Origin of the sequence: Exiguobacterium sp. s131 (genome assembly GCF_018617345.1) — a bacterium.
Classification (GTDB): domain Bacteria; phylum Bacillota; class Bacilli; order Exiguobacteriales; family Exiguobacteriaceae; genus Exiguobacterium; species Exiguobacterium profundum.
Window position 1 is genome coordinate 917,281 of record NZ_JACSJX010000001.1, and the last position, 21,174, is coordinate 938,454.

General features: G+C 46.0%; 17 protein-coding genes and 2 tRNA genes. 14 read left to right on the forward strand and 5 right to left on the reverse strand.

The window, feature by feature from the left end; translation table 11 throughout:
- Window positions 1-4: 4 nt before the first annotated feature.
- Together KNO69_RS04750 and KNO69_RS04755 are read right to left on the reverse strand one after the other, a co-directional pair.
- The gene (locus tag KNO69_RS04750) at window positions 5-2,170 is read right to left on the reverse strand and encodes an RNA degradosome polyphosphate kinase (RefSeq protein WP_214816348.1); all 2,166 of its coding nucleotides are present in this window, start codon (window positions 2,168-2,170) and stop codon (window positions 5-7) included.
- Window positions 2,171-2,172: 2 nt separating this feature from the next.
- Window positions 2,173-3,702 (reverse strand): Ppx/GppA family phosphatase, encoded by a 1,530-nt coding sequence (locus KNO69_RS04755; RefSeq protein ID WP_214816351.1) that lies wholly within the window; start codon window positions 3,700-3,702, stop codon window positions 2,173-2,175.
- A 185-nt stretch (window positions 3,703-3,887) separates the two neighbouring features.
- On the opposite strand from KNO69_RS04755, the gene KNO69_RS04760 reads away from it, so the two are divergent.
- Genes KNO69_RS04760 through KNO69_RS04775 form a run of 4 tightly spaced genes read left to right on the forward strand, consistent with a single transcriptional unit; the run spans window position 3,888 to window position 7,345 of the window.
- Window positions 3,888-4,649: a metal ABC transporter ATP-binding protein gene (locus KNO69_RS04760; protein ID WP_214816354.1), complete on the forward strand. Its 762-nt coding sequence runs from the start codon at window positions 3,888-3,890 to the stop codon at window positions 4,647-4,649.
- Entirely contained in the window at window positions 4,646-5,503 is an 858-nt protein-coding gene (locus KNO69_RS04765) for a metal ABC transporter permease (RefSeq protein ID WP_078147139.1), read from the forward strand. Before KNO69_RS04760 ends, KNO69_RS04765 begins: the two co-directional genes overlap by 4 nt.
- On the forward strand, window positions 5,496-5,921 hold the full coding sequence (locus tag KNO69_RS04770) for a Fur family transcriptional regulator (protein WP_078147138.1): 426 nt from the start codon (window positions 5,496-5,498) through the stop codon (window positions 5,919-5,921). Before KNO69_RS04765 ends, KNO69_RS04770 begins: the two co-directional genes overlap by 8 nt.
- Before the next feature lie 35 nt (window positions 5,922-5,956).
- The gene (locus KNO69_RS04775) at window positions 5,957-7,345 is read left to right on the forward strand and encodes an NAD(P)H-hydrate dehydratase (protein ID WP_214816356.1); all 1,389 of its coding nucleotides are present in this window, start codon (window positions 5,957-5,959) and stop codon (window positions 7,343-7,345) included.
- A 31-nt stretch (window positions 7,346-7,376) separates the two neighbouring features.
- Here KNO69_RS04775 and KNO69_RS04780 read toward each other — a convergent pair whose 3' ends face one another.
- The gene (locus tag KNO69_RS04780) at window positions 7,377-7,961 is read right to left on the reverse strand and encodes a hypothetical protein (protein ID WP_214816359.1); all 585 of its coding nucleotides are present in this window, start codon (window positions 7,959-7,961) and stop codon (window positions 7,377-7,379) included.
- 75 nt (window positions 7,962-8,036) lie between these two features.
- Complete coding sequence (ispG, locus tag KNO69_RS04785) at window positions 8,037-9,158, reverse strand: flavodoxin-dependent (E)-4-hydroxy-3-methylbut-2-enyl-diphosphate synthase (protein WP_012726622.1); 1,122 nt, start codon at window positions 9,156-9,158, stop codon at window positions 8,037-8,039.
- Window positions 9,159-9,370: 212 nt separating this feature from the next.
- On the opposite strand from ispG, the gene KNO69_RS04790 reads away from it, so the two are divergent.
- The gene (locus KNO69_RS04790; RefSeq protein WP_214684019.1) at window positions 9,371-11,071 is read left to right on the forward strand and encodes a methyl-accepting chemotaxis protein; all 1,701 of its coding nucleotides are present in this window, start codon (window positions 9,371-9,373) and stop codon (window positions 11,069-11,071) included.
- A 13-nt stretch (window positions 11,072-11,084) separates the two neighbouring features.
- Here KNO69_RS04790 and KNO69_RS04795 read toward each other — a convergent pair whose 3' ends face one another.
- Window positions 11,085-11,540, reverse strand: coding sequence for a hypothetical protein (locus KNO69_RS04795; protein WP_078147134.1), 456 nt, complete (start codon window positions 11,538-11,540; stop codon window positions 11,085-11,087).
- 180 nt (window positions 11,541-11,720) lie between these two features.
- Between KNO69_RS04795 and KNO69_RS04800 the strand changes: the two genes are divergently transcribed.
- The 9 genes from KNO69_RS04800 (at window position 11,721) to pstA (ending at window position 21,159) form a co-directional block, all read left to right on the forward strand.
- Window positions 11,721-13,364, forward strand: a complete 1,644-nt coding sequence (locus KNO69_RS04800; protein ID WP_214816362.1) for a Na/Pi cotransporter family protein — start codon at window positions 11,721-11,723, stop codon at window positions 13,362-13,364.
- A gap of 106 nt (window positions 13,365-13,470) precedes the next feature.
- Window positions 13,471-13,544 (forward strand) — tRNA-Met (locus tag KNO69_RS04805).
- 7 nt (window positions 13,545-13,551) lie between these two features.
- Window positions 13,552-13,625 (forward strand) — tRNA-Ile (locus KNO69_RS04810).
- 114 nt (window positions 13,626-13,739) lie between these two features.
- Window positions 13,740-15,212: an alpha-amylase gene (locus KNO69_RS04815; protein WP_196430863.1), complete on the forward strand. Its 1,473-nt coding sequence runs from the start codon at window positions 13,740-13,742 to the stop codon at window positions 15,210-15,212.
- An 84-nt stretch (window positions 15,213-15,296) separates the two neighbouring features.
- A complete protein-coding gene (locus KNO69_RS04820; protein ID WP_031423276.1) occupies window positions 15,297-15,905 on the forward strand; it encodes a superoxide dismutase in 609 nt (202 codons plus the stop codon).
- 157 nt (window positions 15,906-16,062) lie between these two features.
- Window positions 16,063-18,126 carry a peptidoglycan D,D-transpeptidase FtsI family protein gene (locus tag KNO69_RS04825; protein ID WP_214816365.1) on the forward strand — a complete coding sequence of 688 codons (2,064 nt, stop codon included), beginning with the start codon at window positions 16,063-16,065 and terminating at the stop codon, window positions 18,124-18,126.
- 153 nt (window positions 18,127-18,279) lie between these two features.
- Window positions 18,280-19,218, forward strand: coding sequence for a PstS family phosphate ABC transporter substrate-binding protein (locus KNO69_RS04830; RefSeq protein WP_074036656.1), 939 nt, complete (start codon window positions 18,280-18,282; stop codon window positions 19,216-19,218).
- 83 nt (window positions 19,219-19,301) lie between these two features.
- Complete coding sequence (gene pstC / locus KNO69_RS04835) at window positions 19,302-20,246, forward strand: phosphate ABC transporter permease subunit PstC (RefSeq protein WP_214816368.1); 945 nt, start codon at window positions 19,302-19,304, stop codon at window positions 20,244-20,246.
- A gap of 1 nt (window position 20,247) precedes the next feature.
- Complete coding sequence (gene pstA, locus KNO69_RS04840; RefSeq protein WP_012726613.1) at window positions 20,248-21,159, forward strand: phosphate ABC transporter permease PstA; 912 nt, start codon at window positions 20,248-20,250, stop codon at window positions 21,157-21,159.
- Window positions 21,160-21,174 lie beyond the last annotated feature (15 nt).

Sequence of the window (21,174 nt, forward strand, 5' to 3'; positions counted from 1 at the left end):
AACATCAGTCATCTGTCATTTTCTCGTTCTCGGCCCGAAGGCGGAGCACTTCGCGTTCCGCCCAATTTGATGGTTCTCGTTCGAATACGCTAGGTATGTTGTTCCATCGACCACCCGTATATTGATGGATGATAATTTGTGATTGAATCTCTTCCTCGTTGGTCTCACGTTTCACGTATACATAGCGGCCGTCAGAACGTTGCCTTCTTGCTTTCACATTATCGACGAGTTGAAGGGCCATCATATCTTTGATGTATGTTTTATGTGATGCGTTCAAGATAGGGAAGAGTATCTCGATCCGTTTTTTCATATTTCGAGTCATCCAGTCCGCAGAGGAACAGTACAAGTCTTCTTTTCCATTTTGGTAAAAATAAAAGATTCGGGAATGTTCGAGATATCGGTCGATAATCGAGATGACTTTGATGTTTTCAGAGACCCCTTTAATTCCCGGTCGTAAGCAACAAATGCCTCGGACAATCAAATCGATTTTCACTCCCGCGGACGAAGCATCATACAATTTTGTGATGATGGCCCGGTCCGTGATCGAGTTCATCTTAGCGACGATGCGACCGTTGCCATACTTTTCATGCAGGTTGATCTCATCATCAATTTTATTCAAGAAGAAGTCTTTCATGTCGTCAGGCGACGTCTCGAACTGATGCCAAGATGGTCGTTCCCCATAACCGGATAACCAGTTGAAAAAGTTCGTTGCATCTTCAGCGAGTTCTTCATTTGTGGTAAGGAGCCCAATGTCTGTGTATAGCTTGGCGGTCGAATCGTTATAGTTACCGGTCCCGAGATGAATGAACCGTTGCAACACACCACCTTCTAGAATGCGAACGACGAGGGTGATTTTTGAGTGTGTCTTTAGTTCTTTATAGCCATAGATGACGTGAGCTCCGGCTTTCTCAAGTTGCTTCGCCCATTGAATATTTTTTTCTTCATCAAAACGTGCTTTTAGTTCGACGAGGACAGTGACTTGTTTTCCGCTCTCGGCTGCATCAGTCAAGGCTTTGATGATGGGAGAGTCCCCGGAGACGCGATAGAGTGTCTGCTTGATTGCTAAGACGTTCGGGTCTTTGGCGGCTTGAACGATAAAACGGACGATTGGATCGAATGAATGATACGGGTGATGTAGCAGATAATCCTGTTTAGCGATACTTTGGAATAAATCTTTGCCCGATTCAAGACCTTCTGGGATAAATGGGATCAACGTTTCATTGATCATATCATCATATTCCATCCCAATCTGATTGTAGATCCCAAACAGGAAGGTCAAGTCGATCGGACCGTCGACAATAAAGATATCCCGATCATGTAAGTCAAGGACGTCTTGTAGCATGAACAACAGTTCTTTTCGTAACGATCGTTGCTGTACCTCGAGTCGGATGGCAACCCCATATCTTCTCTTCTTCAACTCTTTTTCGATTTGTTTCAAGACGTCACGACTGCCCTCTTCGTGAAACGGCATGTCCGCGTTCCGCGTAATTCGGAATGGCATCGTGGACTCGACGACAAATCCTTTGAAGAGTGAGTCGATGTATTGAATGATCAAATCCTCAAGTAAAATCAAATCGGTATGTTCTTCATCATCGGTAGGTAGTTCCAGATACCGCGGAAGAACGGATGGCACTTGAACGAGGGCGAGTCGTTTTTTTCCTTCGCCATTCGAGGCAATCTCGACAGCAATATTCAGTGACTTAGATAAGAGCATTGGGAACGGACGATAGGCGTCGACTGCAATCGGTGTCAGGACAGGGAATACGTGCGTTCGAAAATACTCTTTCACGAAGTCTTGTTGGGTCTTGTTCAAATGTTTCGTCCGTAAGAAGCGGACGTGCTGATTCGATAGCTGTTTCGTGATTTTTTTATATGTCGCATATTGCGTCTCGACGAGTTCTTGCGCTCGCATCGAAATGGATTTGATCTGCTGTTTTGGAGTGAGGCCCGTCTTATCTTCCGGACGGTTGAAACCGGCAAGGACCTCATCTTTCAATCCACCGACTCGTACCATATAAAATTCATCAAGGTTAGAACTGAAAATCGCCAAAAATTTCAATCGTTCCATCAATGGATTTCGTTCATCCATCGCCTCTTCGAGAACACGTTCGTTAAAGTCGAGCCAGCTGAGTTCACGGTTGTTAAAATGTTCATTCGTATATTTGGACATGGTTACTCCTCCTCGCTCAAGACAATCTCAATCGATTGATCAATTGCGCGTTCTAAATGCTTTTTATGGCGAGTGCTTCGCTGCAACTCAAAACGTGCGGAACCATTTGTATCTAGCGTAAGTGTGAGACCGTCCTTTGTACTAGTAACATGGATGTCCGTCACGATCTGACGCTCTGTCAAGTCGAGGGCATCGACGAGTTTTACGATCGAGCCTAGTAGTTCTAAACTCTTCAATAACTTTTGATCAAACCATTTCGGGAAAGCCTCGATATGTTGTTCCAATACTCGTTTTGATTTGAAGGATGTGACGAGGGCAAGAGCGAGTCGATCCTCGTTGTTTAGTCCTTTGAAATCGTTTGTGGTGATCAGATGGAACGTGTGGTCACTCTTATTGTTGTGATCGATATATTCACCGACATAGGCAAGGCGGCAGGCACCTTCAAGAAGACCAGGCTCAAATGGTTTCGGTTTAATCGCTTTCACTTCAATTAATCCGGTATACAACTGTCGGGCCAATCGGATGAGATGTTGATGACGAGTCGGGTTCACGTCGTATTGTTTTTCAAAATGACGAAAACTTTCTTCTTTCACATCGGCAAAACGAACTTTATCATGCTCATATAAATAGTTTTCATAGAAGAGACCTTCACGGAGTCCATTGTTACTCATCGTGAACTCAGGTACTTTCAAATATTTAGCGAGCTCGCCGATTGCTGTCACGGCAGGCGCGATGATGTCGACCCGGTCTTTTGACAACCCATCCAAACGTCCGAGTTGTTTGCTCGACATTCCGACGAGTTCATCTATGACGTCCTCCAACTGTTCAGCAGAAATCGTATACTGATGGATGCCTTCAAGCGGGAAGTTCGATATGGTCTGTTCGACCCGGACTAAGTTACGAGCCGTCCCACCGACACCGACAAGTGGGACACCATGTGGTTCGAGCCATTCAATTTCTTTGAATGCCTTCTTTAAGTATGCGGTCAACGCTTTCCGCTCGTCTTTCGTCATCGTCTCATCTTTCATGAATTCTTTCGTTAACGTCACGGCACCGAAAGGGAAACTATGATAGAAGACGAGTTCGCGATTCTGAAAATATGTGACTTCCATTGATCCCCCACCAATATCGACAGAATATCCATCTTCCACATAGGTAGAGTTGACGATGGCCGAATATCCGTAAAATGCTTCTTCGTAATCGCTCAACAGGCGGATGGTCATCCCAGTAGATTGTTTGACATTCTGCAAAATCTCATCTGAGTTATTTGCGTTTCGAATGGCTGCTGTCGCTACTGGGAGCACATCGGTAACGTGATGATGGTCGTTCAACTCTTTAAAGTGACGTAACGTATCGATGAGTGAAGCGATTCCTTCTTCAGTCATTTCATTCGCATCACTAATATGGCTAGACAATCGCGCGACTTCTTTCACATTTAACCGTTCGAAGTATTGTCCTTCCTCGTTCACTTCGAAGATGACGTTTCGAATCGAGTTGGATCCGATATCAATAACTGCCAGTTTCTTTTCCATAAAACCATTCCCTTCATAATACTAGTGTAATCGACAAGGTTTTGAACGAACATACGATTTAAGTGAATTTTACCATTTGGCTAGATGAAACCGGTCTTGCTTGAAGGTATGCGTGATATTCTGTATAATACAAACGCCTAGAAAGTAGAAATGATTACGATTTAACATATGAGAGAAGGGATTAGATGACTACATCTGTCGTCAAATTAAACGAGGTGTCTTACTTCTATGATGGGACACCAGCCTTACAAAACGTATCGATTGATATTCGACAAGGGGACTTTGTCGCAATCGTTGGAGAAAACGGTTCTGGGAAGTCGACTTTGATTCGAACCATTCTTGGATTACTGAACCCGCAAAAAGGGTCGGTCGAATTGTTCGGCAAGCCCATTTCGCAGTTTAAAGACAAGTCTCGTATCAGTTACGTTTCCCAAAAAGCGGCTTCCTTTAACTCGGGATTCCCGGTTACCGTCGAAGAAGTTGTTGCGATGGGCAGATATGGACGTCTCGGTTTATTCAAACGTTTGAAGATGGAAGACCAGGCAGCGATTCAAAATGCGTTACAAACGGTCAACATGTGGCAGTTTCGTCATCGGAAAATTGGAGATCTATCCGGAGGACAACAACAGCGCGTCTTTATCGCTCGGGCGATGGTCAACCAGCCTGATCTATTGATTCTCGATGAGCCGACCGTCGGTGTGGACCAAAAACACTTACAAGATTTTTATGAAGTCTTGCATATGCTTCGTGAACATACGACTTGTACGTTCGTCCTCGTCACCCACGATTTAAACGTGGTGACCGACCTCGTCACGAAAGTCGTCCACCTCGACCGCGGACGATTGGCATGTAATTGTGGACTGAGAGAATACAGCGAGCTCGGAGAACTCGTATCATCCATCAAACCTTATCCTGTTAAAGTACTTGTTCACGAGGGAACGACATGATCACAGATCTTTGGACATATAGTTTTTTACGTTATGCGTTCATTGCAGCACTTGTGATCGGGTTTACCGCACCGCTCATCGGTTCATTTATCGTGGTGAGACGGATGAGCTTGATTGCCGATGCATTGTCACACATGACGCTTGCCGGAATTTCGTTCAGTTTATTTCTCGGACAATATATCGCTCTATTCGCTGACCTGAACCCCCTGTATATGGGGACGCTCATCTCTGTATTGGCGGCGTTAGGGCTCAACTGGCTTCGAGGGAAATATGTGCACTTCCAGGAACTATCCATTCCGATCATGATGTCCGCAGGAATGGGACTCAGTGCCATCTTTATCTCGCTATCGCGAGGATTCTCGGTCGACTTGTCCACACTCTTGTTCGGGTCGATCTCTGCCGTGAGTCAGTCGGACATCACATTGATTGTCAGTGTGGCCGTCTTGACGTTTCTTGTGATCTTTATCTTCTATAAGCAGTTGTTGTTCTTGTCGTTTGATGAAGAACAGGCAAAAGTGTCGGGATTACCGAGTACGATGCTTCATATGTTATTCATGTTCATCGTAGCGCTTGTGATTGCCGTTAGCATGCGAATTGTCGGAACGCTTCTCGTATCTAGCTTGATTACGTTACCCGTCGCAGCGGCGCTACGCTTTACATCGAGCTTCAAACAGACCATTCTCTGGTCCATCATCTTCGGAGAGGTCGCGACAATCGGTGGGCTCGTCCTTGCATATGATCTCGATGTCGCTCCAGGCGGTGTCATCGTATTGATTGCGGTCGGTATTTTAGCAGCCGTCATGGCGCTCGAGAAAGTCATGAGTTTTAAGAAAAAGGAGGTACAACATGAATGAGACTGAACGATTGAATCGTCTGCGTGCATCTTCTTTGAAAGTGACGCCGAAACGTCTTGAAATGTATGCTTATCTCTCTGAAGAAGACCGATATATCAGTGCGAAGGAAGTACTCGAGTACATGCGAGACAAACATCCGACGATGAGTTTTGACACGGTATATCGAAATTTGAAGTCGTTCGCGGAGGAAGGATTACTTGAAGCGACGGAACTCGATGGTGAGAAATCCTTTCGAGTCACCTGTAGTGCAGCGCATCACCATCACCATTTGATTTGTCGGAGCTGTGGAAAGACGAAACTGCTCGATTTATGTCCGATGCGCTTCGTAGAGGCGCTCGACCCTGAATTTGAAGTGGTCGATCATAAATTTGAGATATATGGGTATTGTAAAGAATGTAAGCAAAAGGGATTGATTTGATTCAATCCCTTTTTTGTATCGAAGGGGGAGGTTAGATGATCTATACAGCTGCTGAAATCAAGCGGATTGATCGCACAGCAATCCAAAATGGGATGCCCGAAGAGGTGTTGATGGAGCGAGCGGCCTCGGCGATTGTGCCCCACATTCGAATCGATTCGCAGTCTACCATTTTGGTGATTTGTGGGACGGGCAACAACGGTGGGGACGGTTGGGTCGTTGCTCGAGAGCTTGCTATGAGAGGGCATGAGGTCAGCGTATGGTCACCGTTAGGGAAAAGTAAGTCTGAGGCGGCTGCAATACACGCTTCCTACGCATCCTCATTTCTTCGCCTTGTGGAGAAGCCCATTGAAACAGATGTCATCATTGATGCCTTGTTCGGCGTCGGATTGTCCGGTGCCGTGACTGGCTACGCGCGGGAAGTGATTGAATGGGTGAATCGTCAAGCGACACCTGTCATCTCGATTGACGTACCGTCAGGCATACCGAGTGATCATGCTCGAGACTTTGATGATCTGGCGATTCGGGCGACGTATACGTATTCGTTACACGGTTTCAAGCGTTCGACATTCTTAAATCGGACGGCACCGTTCTATGGCAAAGTGGAACGGGTTGATATCGGACTTCCGCATACATCCGATTGGAAGGTGTTGACCGATGCTGACTTTGACCGGTCCCTCTTGGAGCGCGACCAATTCAGCCATAAGTCGACATATGGACATGGGATGCTCATCGGAGGGAGTCGTCATTTTCTCGGTGCACCATTCTTGGGTGGTCGTGCCGCAACTCGCTCCGGCATTGGCTTATTGCGTCTATCCATTCCACGTGAAGCGATCCCGCTTATCTCCACACTGCCTGAAGCGATGTATCAGCAACACACCGATGTGGTAGAACAATCGTACGATGCACTGGCCATCGGTCCCGGAATGGTCGAAGGGGAGGCGTTGAATCTCATCTGGCAATATGCGAAACAGCAACCCTGTCCTATTATTTTGGACGCTGGGGCATTGTCTACGAAACGACTGGAAACCCGTGGGCCGCTCACGCTGACACCGCATCCAGGTGAATTTTCAAGATTGACCGGAAAATCGGTAGAAGAGATCGAGGCAGACCGCTTCTCCATCGCTTGTGAATTCGCGAAGCAACACCGGGTCCATTTGATATTAAAAGGAACGTATACGCTCATCGTTACACCAGACGGAACAGGTGCCGTCAATACTGTTGAAGCATCGGCGCTAGCGAAAGGTGGAAGTGGGGACGTGTTGACCGGAATCCTCCTGGCGCTGTGGGCTAGAAAAGAGAAACCTTCGTCACCGAACGAGCAAGCGGTGCTATGGCATGCGCTCGCTGCCAAGTCCATTAGCCAGACGATACACCCCGCAAGTGTGCTCGCAAGCGATCTAATCGAAGAGCTCGGACGAATGTAAAAGGCAAGCCCGATTGCGTCGGGCTTGCCTTTTAACGTTGCTGTAGAACGATTTGTTTCTCTAATTGCTCGACATGGTGATGCGCCTCACGCCATGTCGAAATGCGAGTTACGCCCTCTGGTAACGTCTTACGATTATAGGGTGCGTCGAATAGGAGTACGGGAATTGACGTTTCTTCATGAATCGAGATGGCATTCTCATACCGGTCTTCCATAAACAGTTCGAGTGACAAGTCTTTGACGACATTGATTTTATCGTGAGAACCGGTCATGACCAACGAATCGAGCGGCAAACGATGCTGTTTGATCCATTCTTCGGTAACCGGTCGAACCGCCTCACTTCGGGCGGTGACGTAGTGCAAGTGATGCTGTTGCTTTAATTCCCATAACACATCCAACACATCAGAGTGCGGAAGAGAACGACGGTAAATCGCTTCTTCATGCCCCTCTTCAATCATAAACTTCCAAAATTCATGTTGTTCCATCGTCGTATACGTGTGTAACTCGTACTCGGTCGCACGATGATAGTCAATCGAATAGCCGAGTGATTCATTCATATATAAAAAACAACTTTTAGGATCTGTAACGGTTCCATCCAAATCAATGCCGATTCGCATCTCATCACTCCTCCTCACATGCCCTCTATTCTATCAAAAACCCGTACGGTTGCAACCGTACGGGCATGAGATTCATTAATTTGATTGGTTTGCGAGCTCTTGTTCTTCGCGCTCACGTTCCGCCATTTTTTCAGCGGCGATCGCATCGATTTCTTTTTTCAATTCTTCGACCATCGTCGCTTCAGGCACTTTACGGATGATCTTTCCGTGACGGAAGAGAAGTCCTTCGTTACGTGCGCCTGCGATTCCGATGTCTGCTTCACGAGCCTCACCTGGTCCGTTTACCGCACATCCGAGAACAGCGACTTTAATGTTGACGTTGATGTTTTGGATGTATTCTTCTACCTCTTTTGCAATCGAAATCAAATCGATTTCAATTCGTCCACATGTTGGACAAGAGATCAAAGTCGCGGCATTTGCTGCAAGTCCAAATGACTTGAGCACTTCTTTCGCAACTTTTACTTCCTCAACCGGGTCGTCTGAAAGTGAAACTCGAACTGTTGAACCGATTCCAAGAGAGAGAATTGCACCGAGTCCTGCAGCCGATTTAAGTGAACCGGAGAAGAGTGGACCTGACTCTGTGATGCCGACGTGAAGAGGATAATCAAACGTCTTCGCAGCGAGTGTGTAGGCTTCAAGAGCAAGGTTTACGTCTGAAGCTTTGAGCGAGATGATCGTGTTATAGAAGCCGAGATCCTCGAGAATCTTCACGTGGTGCATCGCACTCTCGACCATACCTTGCGCGGTCGGATATCCATACTTTTCAAGGAATTGTTTTTCTAATGAACCGGCGTTAACACCGATTCGAATTGGAATCCCTTTTGCTTTCGCCGCGTTGACGACGGCCTCTACTTTCTCACGACGACCGATGTTACCCGGGTTAATCCGGATTTTATCGACGCCACTTTCAATGGCTTTTAAAGCAAGCTTGTAGTCGAAGTGGATGTCGACGACGAGCGGGATGTTGATGCGGCTCTTAATTTCTGCAAGTGCGTCAGCTGCACGTTCGTCTGGACAAGCCACGCGAACGACTTGGCAACCAGCTTCCTCAAGACGCTTGATTTCGGCGACTGTCGCCTCGACGTCATGCGTTTTCGTAGTGGTCATAGATTGAATAATGACTTCGTTCGATCCTCCGATAATCAAGTTACCGACGCGGACCGGACGTGTTAATGAACGATGCAAAATTTCTGACATATACGTAATCTCCTTCTTTTGGAAAGAATCCAATCGATTTAAGATGATAAGGTTTCTTCATTATCATAACGAAAAGAATGTGAAAAAGCATCTAGGATGCGTGACGGATGTGTGCTCTTTACAAACTCTAACGCTATCTTAACATCTACTTCATAATTTTCCACCGTCTCAAGACCGATATATAGGCGAGATTAGAAAAAGAGGTGGCATCTGTGAAGTGGAACTTTAAACAAAATCCAGTCAAGAGGAAGAGACCGTTGCACGAGGCACGTCAGTATCCTAAATTGGCCAACCGACTCCAGTGGACGCTCATGCCAATTGTCTTACTCGTCTTCGCGCTCACATTCGGGTGGTTCGCAATCAAATCTGAGCAACTCTTGGCATCAGAAATCGAGCAACGGCTCATGCGAGAAGTCACTGTCATGCGAGAATCGATTAAAACGTCATATAGTGCCTACGTTGCGAATGAGAAACAGTTGGCACGCTCGCTGAAGTCAGCCTATATGCAACAGGCTTCAATCTTATCGGGGGATGAGTTTGATGCGGCACAATTTTTAGTGCGTGATCAAGCAATTGAACAGCTGACTGGGAAGGAAAGCATAGCGACAGAGAAATTGATCGGCAAGTTGTCGAACAGTTCTGAAGCGGAAGTGAAAGAAACTGAAACGTTATTAGTGGCTTCTGTCCCGATACCTGAACTAAAAGCGGATTACGTCCTTGTCGTTACGAAAGAATCAGTTTTGGGTCCGATGAGTTCGCTACGCCAACATATCGCCTTCATCGTATTGATTGCGATGGTTGGCGTGATGGTCCTCTTCACACGGTTGATTCACCGTGAAGTGAAACCACTCAGTGTGTTGGCTGATTCGTTACGAAGTGCCGTGGCATCACGCCGATTCGATGATGTCACACTTGGATCGAAGTCAAAAGAGATTCATATGTTAGAAACAGAGTTCAACGCGTTCATCACGCTTTGGAATCAATCGATGTCCATGATGGGAAAAACGGCAACGGCGTTCAATCAAAGCTTACCTGTCTTTAAACAAGAATTACGTAACAGTCACGAACAGGTGGAGCAGTTTCGGGAAGTGGCGGCTACGGTTGAATCGACGAGCTATTCATATCAATCGGTGACAAACGGCTCTACATCTAAAATGAAAGATGTGACGCGACAAATCGAAGCGCTTGAACAGCAAATCACGAGTGTGGACGAGCGAGGGAATCAATTGAAGTCTATTTTACATGAAGAACTTGAGACGTTCTCTTCTGTAAGAGACGTGAGTGATTACGTCGAGAAACAAGTGGAGTCGATTCAGAGACGACTTCTTGAGAGTGAGACGAATTCTTCGAAGGCAGATGTTGCGCTGAAAAGTATCTTATCCGTATCGGCGGCAACAAAGATGTTATCGTTAAACGCATCGATTGAAGCGGCACGAGCAGGAGAGCACGGCAAAGGATTTGCTGTCGTTGCCAGTGAAGTTGGGAATTTGGCGAAGATGACAAACGAATCGACGCTTTTAGCGGTCAGTGCCATCGAAGCATTAAACACAGAACGAACGGACCTGCTATCTGAAGTTAATGACTTCATTAAAGAAGTTCACCATTTAAAAGATGCCGTTAGTCGTGTCGAGTCAGGAATTGAAACCATCGATCGTGAGATAAAAGTACAGCTTGACGAATTTCAAGCGATTACGGTCCATACATCGAGTACGGGCCAGCAGCTGGTTCATTTAATGGAATCGAATGAACAATTGCGCGAAATCAGTTCATTGCTTGAACGAAAATTGATTGAATTGAATACAGGTGTCGATCGCTGGTCAGATGTTCAGCTTGCCCTTCAAGACGCGGGAACGAATCTTGGAGACCAAAGTGAAGCATTGAATCAGACGCTAAAGGAACTGTCACCAACATAAAACAACGTCGGGCTCAAGAGGCCCGACGTTGTTTTGGTTGTGGTACTTTTGTTAGCGGAAAACTGATATAGCCGAGACCGATTATAAAGCCGAGGGTCAGGAAATCGGGATTCAAATGATAGAAGATGACCAATAATAAGGTTGGGATGAGTGTCATCGCCACAGCATATGGCCAGGCTTGACGATAAGCCCATTTGTTCTTTGAATAGATTTTCGTAAACAGTTGGACATACAATGCCATGAGTGCAACCCAAATCAAATAGAAGAAGAAGATGGCGAAGCCGTGCAAGAATAGCCACATCGGGATGAAAAAGTCAGGACGAATCACGAAAAAGTCTAGTATGGTAATGACGAGAGTTAAGATGAATGTGGCGCCCATGTAGGCATGGAGCGGAGCTAGACGAAGTCGAAGTGCGCGTTTCGATGGGACTAGGCTCGTTTGAAGAAAAGTCAAAATGGTAGAGAGCATACTAAAAACTCCAATCTGTTATATTACAGTAAGCCGATAATCTAAAATAATGGTACAGTGTTTTAATAAAACTTTTACATTAAACGTGTTTACATGATACTGCCGATGAAGGCATAATGAGTAGGGCATTAAAAACCAAGCAAATCCAACCAATTCTTAATTAAAAGGAGTACAAAAATCGTGGAATACAATTTGCAAGAAATGTTATTCATGTTTTTTGGAGGTCTAGGGATCTTCCTCTTCGGGATCAAATCGATGGGAGACGGACTCCAAAAGTCTGCAGGGAATCGCCTGCGCGACATCCTTGATAAGTATACAACGAATCCATTCCTCGGTGTACTCGCCGGGATTATTGTGACAGTATTGATTCAATCATCTTCAGGTACAACCGTCATTACGGTCGGACTTGTTAGCGCCGGGTTCATGACACTCCGTCAAGCAATCGGGGTCATCATGGGGGCGAACATCGGTACGACGGTGACGGCGTTCATCATCGGATTCGATGTTGGTGCATATGCGCTTCCAATCATTGCAATCGGTGCAGTATTGTTGTTCTTCTTTAAAAAAGAAAAATTACAACACCTCGGTCAAATCTTCTTTGGCTTCGGGATGTTGTTCTATGGACTTGAATTGATGGGAAGTGGGATGAAACCACTTCGTTCAAGCGAATATTTCATCGACTTGACGCAATCAATGAGTGACAATCCGTTCCTCGGTGTCATCGTTGGTACAGTATTTACCGTGATTGTTCAATCATCGTCTGCGACGATCGGAATCTTGCAAGAACTATATGCTGGTGGTTCCATCGATTTAGGTGCTGCTTTACCGGTATTGTTCGGTGATAACATCGGAACAACGATCACGGCGATTTTGGCATCGATTGGTGCATCAGTTGCCGCACGTCGTGCAGCAGCGGCACACGTCATCTTTAACTTGATTGGTACGACAATCTTTATGATCTTGTTAGTTCCGTTCACAAACTATATCTATTGGATCACAGATCTCTTAGCAATCGAAGATAAGATGCAAATTGCATTCGCACACGGTACGTTTAACGTCGTCAACACATTGATCCAGTTCTGGTTCATCGGAACGATTGCTTGGATTGTGACGAAATTGGTTCCAGGTGAAGACTCAATCGTTGATACGAAAGCACAACATTTAGATCCGATCTTCATTCAACAGTCACCTTCGATTGCAGTCGAGCAAGCGAAATACGAAGTCATCCGCATGGGAGATTTCGCAAAACTCGGTCTCGATGAAGCACGCAACTATTTGACGACTGGCGACAAGAAGCACGCTGAAAAGTCGGCACATATCGAAGAAGCATTGAACTCGTTGAATGCGAAAATTACAGATTACCTCGTGAAATTGGCTGCCGTTGATTTGACAGAACAAGAATCACAAGAACACAAAACACTCATGCATGCCATCAACGATATCGAGCGAATCGGTGATCACGTTGAGAACATCATCGAGTTGATTGATTATAAGACAGCTACGAAAGTGACGCTTTCGGCAGATGCACAAAAAGAATTGACTGAAATGTACGACCTCACACGTGCGACATTAGAGAAATCTCTTCAAACGTTGGGGAGCGGCGACATGATTGAAGCACGTAAAGTCATTGAAATGGAAGCGAAACTCGACATGCTCGAGCGTCAATTCCGTAAGAACCACGTCGTTCGTTTGAACACAGGTGCTTGCGATGGACAAGCAGGTATGTTCTTCGTCGATATGCTCTCGAACTTGGAGCGAATCGGCGACCATGCTATGAACATCACGGAAATCACACTTGAAGATGCAAACGAAGTAACCGTATAAATCAGAAGCACTCCAAATGAAATTTGGGGTGCTTTTTCTTATTCGGCAAGGAATACTCCTTGACACTCCAATACATATTCAGTATATTATTACTGTATAACAACATGGCGGTGTAGCTCAGCTGGCTAGAGCGTACGGTTCATACCCGTGAGGTCGTGGGTTCGACTCCCTCCGCCGCTACTTATAAGGACCCTTAGCTCAGCTGGTTAGAGCAGACGGCTCATAACCGTCCGGTCGTAGGTTCAAGTCCTACAGGGTCCATTCGTAAGCGACGTCACAATGTGAACGTCGCTTTTTTGTTTTCAATCTAAAATTGCTGGGTAAATACTCGTTAGCGTTTTGTTTTTTTGAAAAATATGAAATGAGGCGGACAAAATGGAACGAAACCACACCATGATGCAATTTTTTGAATGGCATGTCGAGGCAGATCAAAAGCATTGGAAGCGACTAAAAGAGAGAGCAGCTGACTTAAATAAAGCAGGAATCACTGCACTTTGGCTACCACCTGTCACAAAAGGACAAAGTGATCAAGATACCGGTTATGGAATCTATGACTTATATGATTTGGGTGAGTTCGATCAAAAAGGATCGATTGCCACGAAATACGGTACGAAAAAAGAACTACTTGAAGCGACAGCCTATTGCCAACAAGAACTCGGGATGCAGATTTATATGGATGTCGTCATGAACCATAAAGCCGGGGCGGATGCGACCGAGAAGTTTGAAGTGTTAGAAGTAGATCCCGACGACCGTACGAAAGTCCTTTCAGATGAAGCGTTCGAAATCGAGGGATGGACAAAATTTGATTACGAAGCTCGTGATGGGAAATACTCTTCATTCAAATGGGACTTCACGCACTTTAACGGAACGGATTATGATGCGGCGACTGATCGTTCCGGTATTTTCTTTATTGTTGGAGAAAACAAAAGATGGAATGATAACGTCGACGATGAATTCGGTGTCTATGACTATTTAATGTTTGCGAACATCGATTACCACCATCCCGATGTGCGTGAAGAAGTGTTGAATTGGGGGAAATGGTTCATCGAGGAGACGAAATGTGATGGATTCCGTCTTGACGCCATTAAACACATCAACTATGACTTTGTAAAAGAGTTCAGTCAGACGATGAGGGAAGAGAAAGGTGACCAATTCTATTTTGTCGGCGAGTTTTGGAAATCTGACCTTGATGCCTGTCGTGAATTTCTCGATAATATCGATTACCATGTCGATTTATTCGATGTCCCACTCCATTACAAATTACATCAAGCCTCGGAGGAAGGGGCCGCGTTTGACATGCGAACCATTTTTGATGATACGCTCGTTCAGTCACACCCGCTTCATTCCGTGACGTTCGTAGATAATCACGATTCACAACCCGAGGAGGCGCTTGAGTCATGGGTGAAAGATTGGTTCAAGCAAATCGCCTATGGTCTTGTCTTACTTCGTAAAGATGGTTATCCATGTGTCTTCTATGGCGATTACTACGGTATAGACGGTCCTCACCCGACTGATGGGATGAAGCTCGCCATTGATACGCTTCTATATGCGCGCCGAGAGAAAGCGTACGGGGAGCAGGATGATTACTTTGATGATGCAAACGTCATCGGGTGGGTACGAAAAGGCGTGGAGGAAATCGAACGTTCCGGATGTGCCGTCCTCATTTCAACTTCTGATGAATCTGAAAAGAGAATGTTTGTCGGGGAAGAACGTGCCGGTGAAACATGGGTCGATTTAACGAATACATTGAATGATCGAATTGAGATTGATGAAGAAGGATTTGGGGTATTTAAAGTGTCGGCGGGGTCGATTTCAGTTTGGGCATTGCCAGAAGAAGATGTCGAATAAAGCATTACAATTGAGTCGACCGTCACATATCTGTTACATTTAAGACGAACGTTGTTCAAAACACTTTTAAGGGGGATTTTAGTAATGGCTAAATTTGAATTACCACAACTTGATTACGCATATGATGCACTCGAACCACACATTGATGCACGCACGATGGAAATCCACCACACGAAACACCACAACACTTACGTCACAAACGTAAACAATGCACTCGAAGGAAAAGATGTGGAGTACTCTTCACTCGAAGACTTGCTTCAAAAAATCGATTCGCTTCCTGCTGACATTCAAACAGCTGTCCGCAACAACGGTGGCGGTCATTGGAACCACTCGTTCTTCTGGAAGCTCTTGAAGAAAAATGAGAACGGTACACCGTCTGGCGACCTCGCTGCTGCAATCGATGAGTCGTTCGGTAGCTTCGATGGGTTCAAAGACGAATTCACGAAAGCTGCAACAACTCGCTTCGGTTCAGGCTGGGCTTGGCTCGTTGTGAAAAATGGTAAACTCGAAGTCACGTCTACACCAAACCAAGACTCACCAATCATGGAAGGTGTTACACCGATCCTCGGTCTTGATGTATGGGAACATGCTTACTACTTGAACTACCAAAACCGTCGTCCTGACTATATCAACGCATTCTTCCATGTCATCGATTGGGATTATGTGGCGAAATTATACGCTGACGCAAAATAAGTTTGTCTTACCCGAGGTTCTGATACGAATCTCGGGTTTTTTTGTGGTTTTCATTAATTTGTAAACAAATTATGATATAGTGAAAATCGGACAAAAAGACAGGGATTCCTGTCCTCTATAATATAGAAGGAAATGAACGTGGAGGGAGTAAACGGACTTGGCTAAAAATCGGGTAAAAGTGCCGAAAAAACGGCGAAACCACTTACCGTTACGCTTGAATTTACTATTTTTCATCGTCTTCATTCTATTTGCGACCCTCATTTTTAGGTTAGGTGTCGTCCAAATCGTGAATGGTGAATTGATTGCTCGGGAAGTACAGAAAACGGAGTCGAGTAAAATCAAATATGAAGTGCCGCGAGGTAAAATCTACGACCGGAACGGTCAAGTGCTGGCGGATACGATTTCAAACTACTCGGTCATGTATCGCCGCTCTCAAGTGACAAAGACGGATGAACGGTTGGACGTTGCGAAAAAGTTGGCGGAAATCGTCGACATTCCGAAAGAAGACCGTAAAATGACGGAGCGAGACCGGAAGGATTACTGGATTGCAACGAATCCGGAATTGGCGCAAGAACGGACTCAAGCGCTATTGGAAGAATTATCGGAAGAAGAGCGGGCCGCATTGTCTAACCAAGACGTGGACCGACTCTTGCTTGACTCGATCACAGAAGAAGAGATCACGTTTGATGATGCGACAGAAGAAATCATCGCCATTAAACACAACATGGAGAGCGGCTATGCACTCGACCCACAGGTCATCAAAATCGGTGCGAGCCCGAAAGAGATGGCGGTCATCGAAGAAAACTTAGCGCAGTTGCCTGGGGTGAGTGTCGAACCGTACTATCAACGGGACTATCCGTATGATGAGACGTTCAAAAGTTTCCTAGGAAGTTATCGTCAAATTCCGGCGGAACAACGTGCGTCTTATCAAGCGAAAGGTTACGGGTTGAACGACCGGGTCGGTACCTCATACTTGGAACAACAGTATGAAGATGTCCTTCGTGGAACGCCGGCCTATGATGTGTTCACCACGTACAAAGGGGAACCGGTAGGTGAACCGACACGAGTGAGTGGGAATCCAGGGAAAGATATCGTCTTATCGACCGACATCGAGTTCCAAAAAGAAGTCGATGAAATCTTGAAAAAGGCGATTCGCGCAGGACGCTCTGGAAGTCCTCATTTCGACCGAGCGTTTGCGGTCGTCATGAATCCGCAAACGGGTGAATTGCTCGCCTTATCTGGACAAGAACTCGATTTGGAAACGAACGAATTCAAAGATGTGTCGACCGGTACGGTGCTTCGTGCCAGCCAAATCGGATCAACCATCAAAGGGGCGACGGTCGCCTATGGATTTGAAGAAGGCGTCGTTAAACCGGGAGAATATATTTATGATGCACCGATTCGAATCGGTTCGTCAGTGAAAGCGTCCTACCGAAATATGGGGAACATCAACGACTTAGATGCACTCGCGATGTCATCGAACATCTATATGTTCCAAATTGCGTTGCGTCTGGCTGATTATTACTCGACAGGTCAAATTGTCGGAGAAAATGTCACGCAGGCGTTCGAAACGATGGAACACTACTATAAACAATTCGGTCTCGGAATCGAAACAGGGATCGACTTGCCGTTTGAGTCGACCGGATTCCGTAGCATCCCGGACCGCGTCACGCTTCTGATGGATATGTCGATCGGACAGTATATTTCTTATACTCCGATTCAATTGGCGCAATATACGTCAGCATTGGCGAACGGTGGCTATCGTGTACAACCACACTTGCTGAAAGAAATCATTGAGCCGGGTTCGCTTGATGAGAACAATAAGCAAGTCGTGAGCACGTTCCAACCGAATGCGTTGAATAAAGTCGATATCCAGGATGAATACATTCAACGTGTCCGTGAAGGATATCGTCAAGGGGTTGAATCTGCGTCCGGTTCGTCTCGCATTTTACAGGAGACCGGTATGACGGCTGCAGGTAAAACCGGAACTGCTCAAGCAATCGCGGAAGGGGCAGACGGCCAGGCGAAACGAAATGCGAACGGAGAACCGATTAAGACATTGAACTCAAACCATGTCGGTTGGGCACCGTTCGATGATCCGGAAATCGCCTGGGCGATCATCATGCCTGGACTTGAGGCGGAAGGAATCAATACGCGTGTCGCGCACGACATCATGAAAGCTTACTTTAATCTAGAAGACGTCAATGCAATGCTTCAGTAAAAGAAGTCACTTCGGTGACTTCTTTTTTTGTCTTTACAATTCTTTTACGTTCCGTTTATTTCTCGTTAATAGAAGTTCATTAGGATATTAATTGTAGGACAGAACAACAAATCCACAACAAAAATCAAAGCAAACTCAAGGAGGACGTCACAAATGTCTTGGATGAAAAAATCAGCTTTACTCGCTTCAATCACTTCAGTCGCACTCGTAGGTGCTGCTTGTGGGAACAATGAAGAAGGTGGCGCTGCTGAAGGCGGCGATGCGCTCTCAGGAAAAGTCGTCATGGACGGATCATCAACTGTATTCCCAATCATGGAAGCAGTCGCAGAAGAATTTTCAGCTGAACAACCAGAAGTTGAAGTGACAGTCGGTGTCTCTGGTACGGGTGGCGGCTTCAAACGTTTCGTGACGGGAGAGACAGACTTCTCGAACGCATCACGTGAAATCAAAGAAGAAGAAGCAGCCGAAGCTGAGAAAAACGGTGTGGAATTCACGCAACTCTCGGTTGCACTTGATGGACTTTCGCTTGTTGTTAACCCAGCGAACGATTGGGCACAAGATATCACGATTGAAGAATTGAATAAGATGTGGACGGACACAAGCATCAAGACATGGAAAGACGTTCGTTCAGACTGGCCAGATGAGGAGATTTCATTCTTCGCACCAGGTAAAGACTCAGGTACATTTGACTTCTTCAATGAAGCCGTCCTTGACGATACGGACATTCGTGAAGACGCACAATTGTCAGAGGATGACAACGTCCTCGTCACGGGTGTAGCTGGAACAGAAGGTGCAATCGGATTCTTCGGATATGCATACTACATCGAAAACCAAGACACGCTTCGTGCCATGGCAGTCGAGGGTGTAGAGCCAACTCCAGAAACAATCAATGACCTTTCTTATCCACTCTCACGTGAAATCTACACGTACGTCAACAACGCTTCGTTGAAAGACAAAGAGCAAGTTGCAGAATTCGCACGCTTCATGAACGAAAACGCAGGTGCGCTCTCTGAAGAAGTAGGATATGTCGGTATGGAACAAGCGCGTTACGACGAAAACATGAAGATGATCGACGAAATCGCTGGAGAATAAGATGATAGGTGGCAGAAGGTGAGACAAGGTCTCGCCTTCTCGCCATGCTTTCTAGTATGAAGAGGTAGGGAGCGATACACGAGATGAATGAACCGAACAATAAGCTTTCGATTCGAGAGATGATTCAACAAAATAAACAAAAGAAATATAATACGACGAACGTGTTTGATAAAATCATGCCGTTCTTATTATTCTTGAGCGCATTCGTATCGGTCGTCACGACCATTGGTATTGCGTTCACACTAGGCTTTGAGCTATTCAAGTTCTTTGAACGAGTCCCTGTCGCAGAATTTTTAGGATCGACAGAATGGTACCCGCTTAGTGCAGATCAGCGCTTCGGGGTATGGGCCCTTGTCATGGGAACACTCCAAATTACTGTGATTGCGATGATTGTAGCCGTCCCACTCGGTTTGGCGTCTGCGATTTATTTAAGTGAATACGCCTCTGAACGGGCACGACGTGTATTGAAACCAATTCTAGAAGTGTTGGCCGGTGTGCCGACCATCGTCTTCGGTTTCTTCGCCTTGTCATTCATTACACCGATTCTGCAAGCACTCATCCCAGGACTTCAAATTTACAATGCACTAAGCCCAGGGATTGTCGTCGGGATTATGATTATTCCGATGATTGCCTCGATTTCTGAGGATGCAATGAGTGCTGTTCCGAAGAAAATTCGGGACGGTGCGCTCGGTTTAGGTGCGACACGTCTTGAAGTGGCGACGAAAGTTGTCATGCCTGCAGCGACGTCTGGGATCATTGCCTCTATCGTTCTCGGTATGAGCCGTGCGATTGGGGAAACGATGATTGTAACGATTGCTGGTGGTTCACAGCCGAACTTCGAGTTCAATCCACTCAATGCGATTCAGACGATGACAGCGTATATCGTTCAAATCGCAAAAGGTGATGCAGGTTACGGCACAATCGAATATTATAGTATCTATGCGGTCGGTGCGTTGTTGTTCGTCTTTACCCTATTGATGAACTTATTAGCAAACTGGGTGACGCGCCGCTTCAGAGAGGAGTACTAATATGGCTTTACCGAACAGTGAGTTCAAGAATACGAAGAACTTGATGAATCGTGAGACCGTGTCTCAACGAATTAAACGACGTTTACAATTGAATGAAATATTTAAGTACATCTTTTTGGCGGGACTTGTCTTTGCGCTCGTTGTCTTATCGACGTTGATTTATGACATCGTGTCAAAGGGCGCAGGATGGGTCGACCTCGATTTCTTGCGCAACTTCCCGTCGCGCCGTCCTGAACAGGCTGGATTATATCCTGCGTTGATTGGGTCATTATGGCTCATGCTATTGATCGTGCCGATGGTGTTCGTCATCGGTGTTGGAGCGGCGATTTACTTGGAAGAATATGCTCCGAAAAATCGCATGACTTCATTTATTGAAGTCAATATTTCGAACTTGGCTGGCGTTCCGTCAATCGTATTCGGATTGCTTGGATTGACGATTTTCGTTCGAGTCATGGAATTAGGGAACTCGATTATGGCCGGTGCCTTGACGCTCGGTCTCATGAGTTTGCCGATTGTCATCGTGGCCTCACAGGAAGCGCTACGAGCAGTCAAAATGGAATTACGACACGCTTCGCTAGCGCTCGGGGCATCGAAGTGGCAGACGACATTTAACGTCGTGTTACCTTCGGCGTTACCAGGGATCATTACGGGGATTATCCTAGCGGTTTCTCGTGCAATTGGTGAAACGGCTCCACTCATCATGGTCGGAGCGGCAACATTCATTTCAACGACACCGAGTAACATTTTTTCTGACTTCACGGCCCTCCCGATCCAGATTTACAACTGGACGAGCCGACCACAAGCAGAGTTCCAAAACTTAGCGGCAGCAGGGATCATCGTACTTATGACGATGCTCATCGCGATGAACTCGGTTGCAATCTATATTCGAAACAAATATACAAATCGACACTAAGTCTTTTTTGCAGAT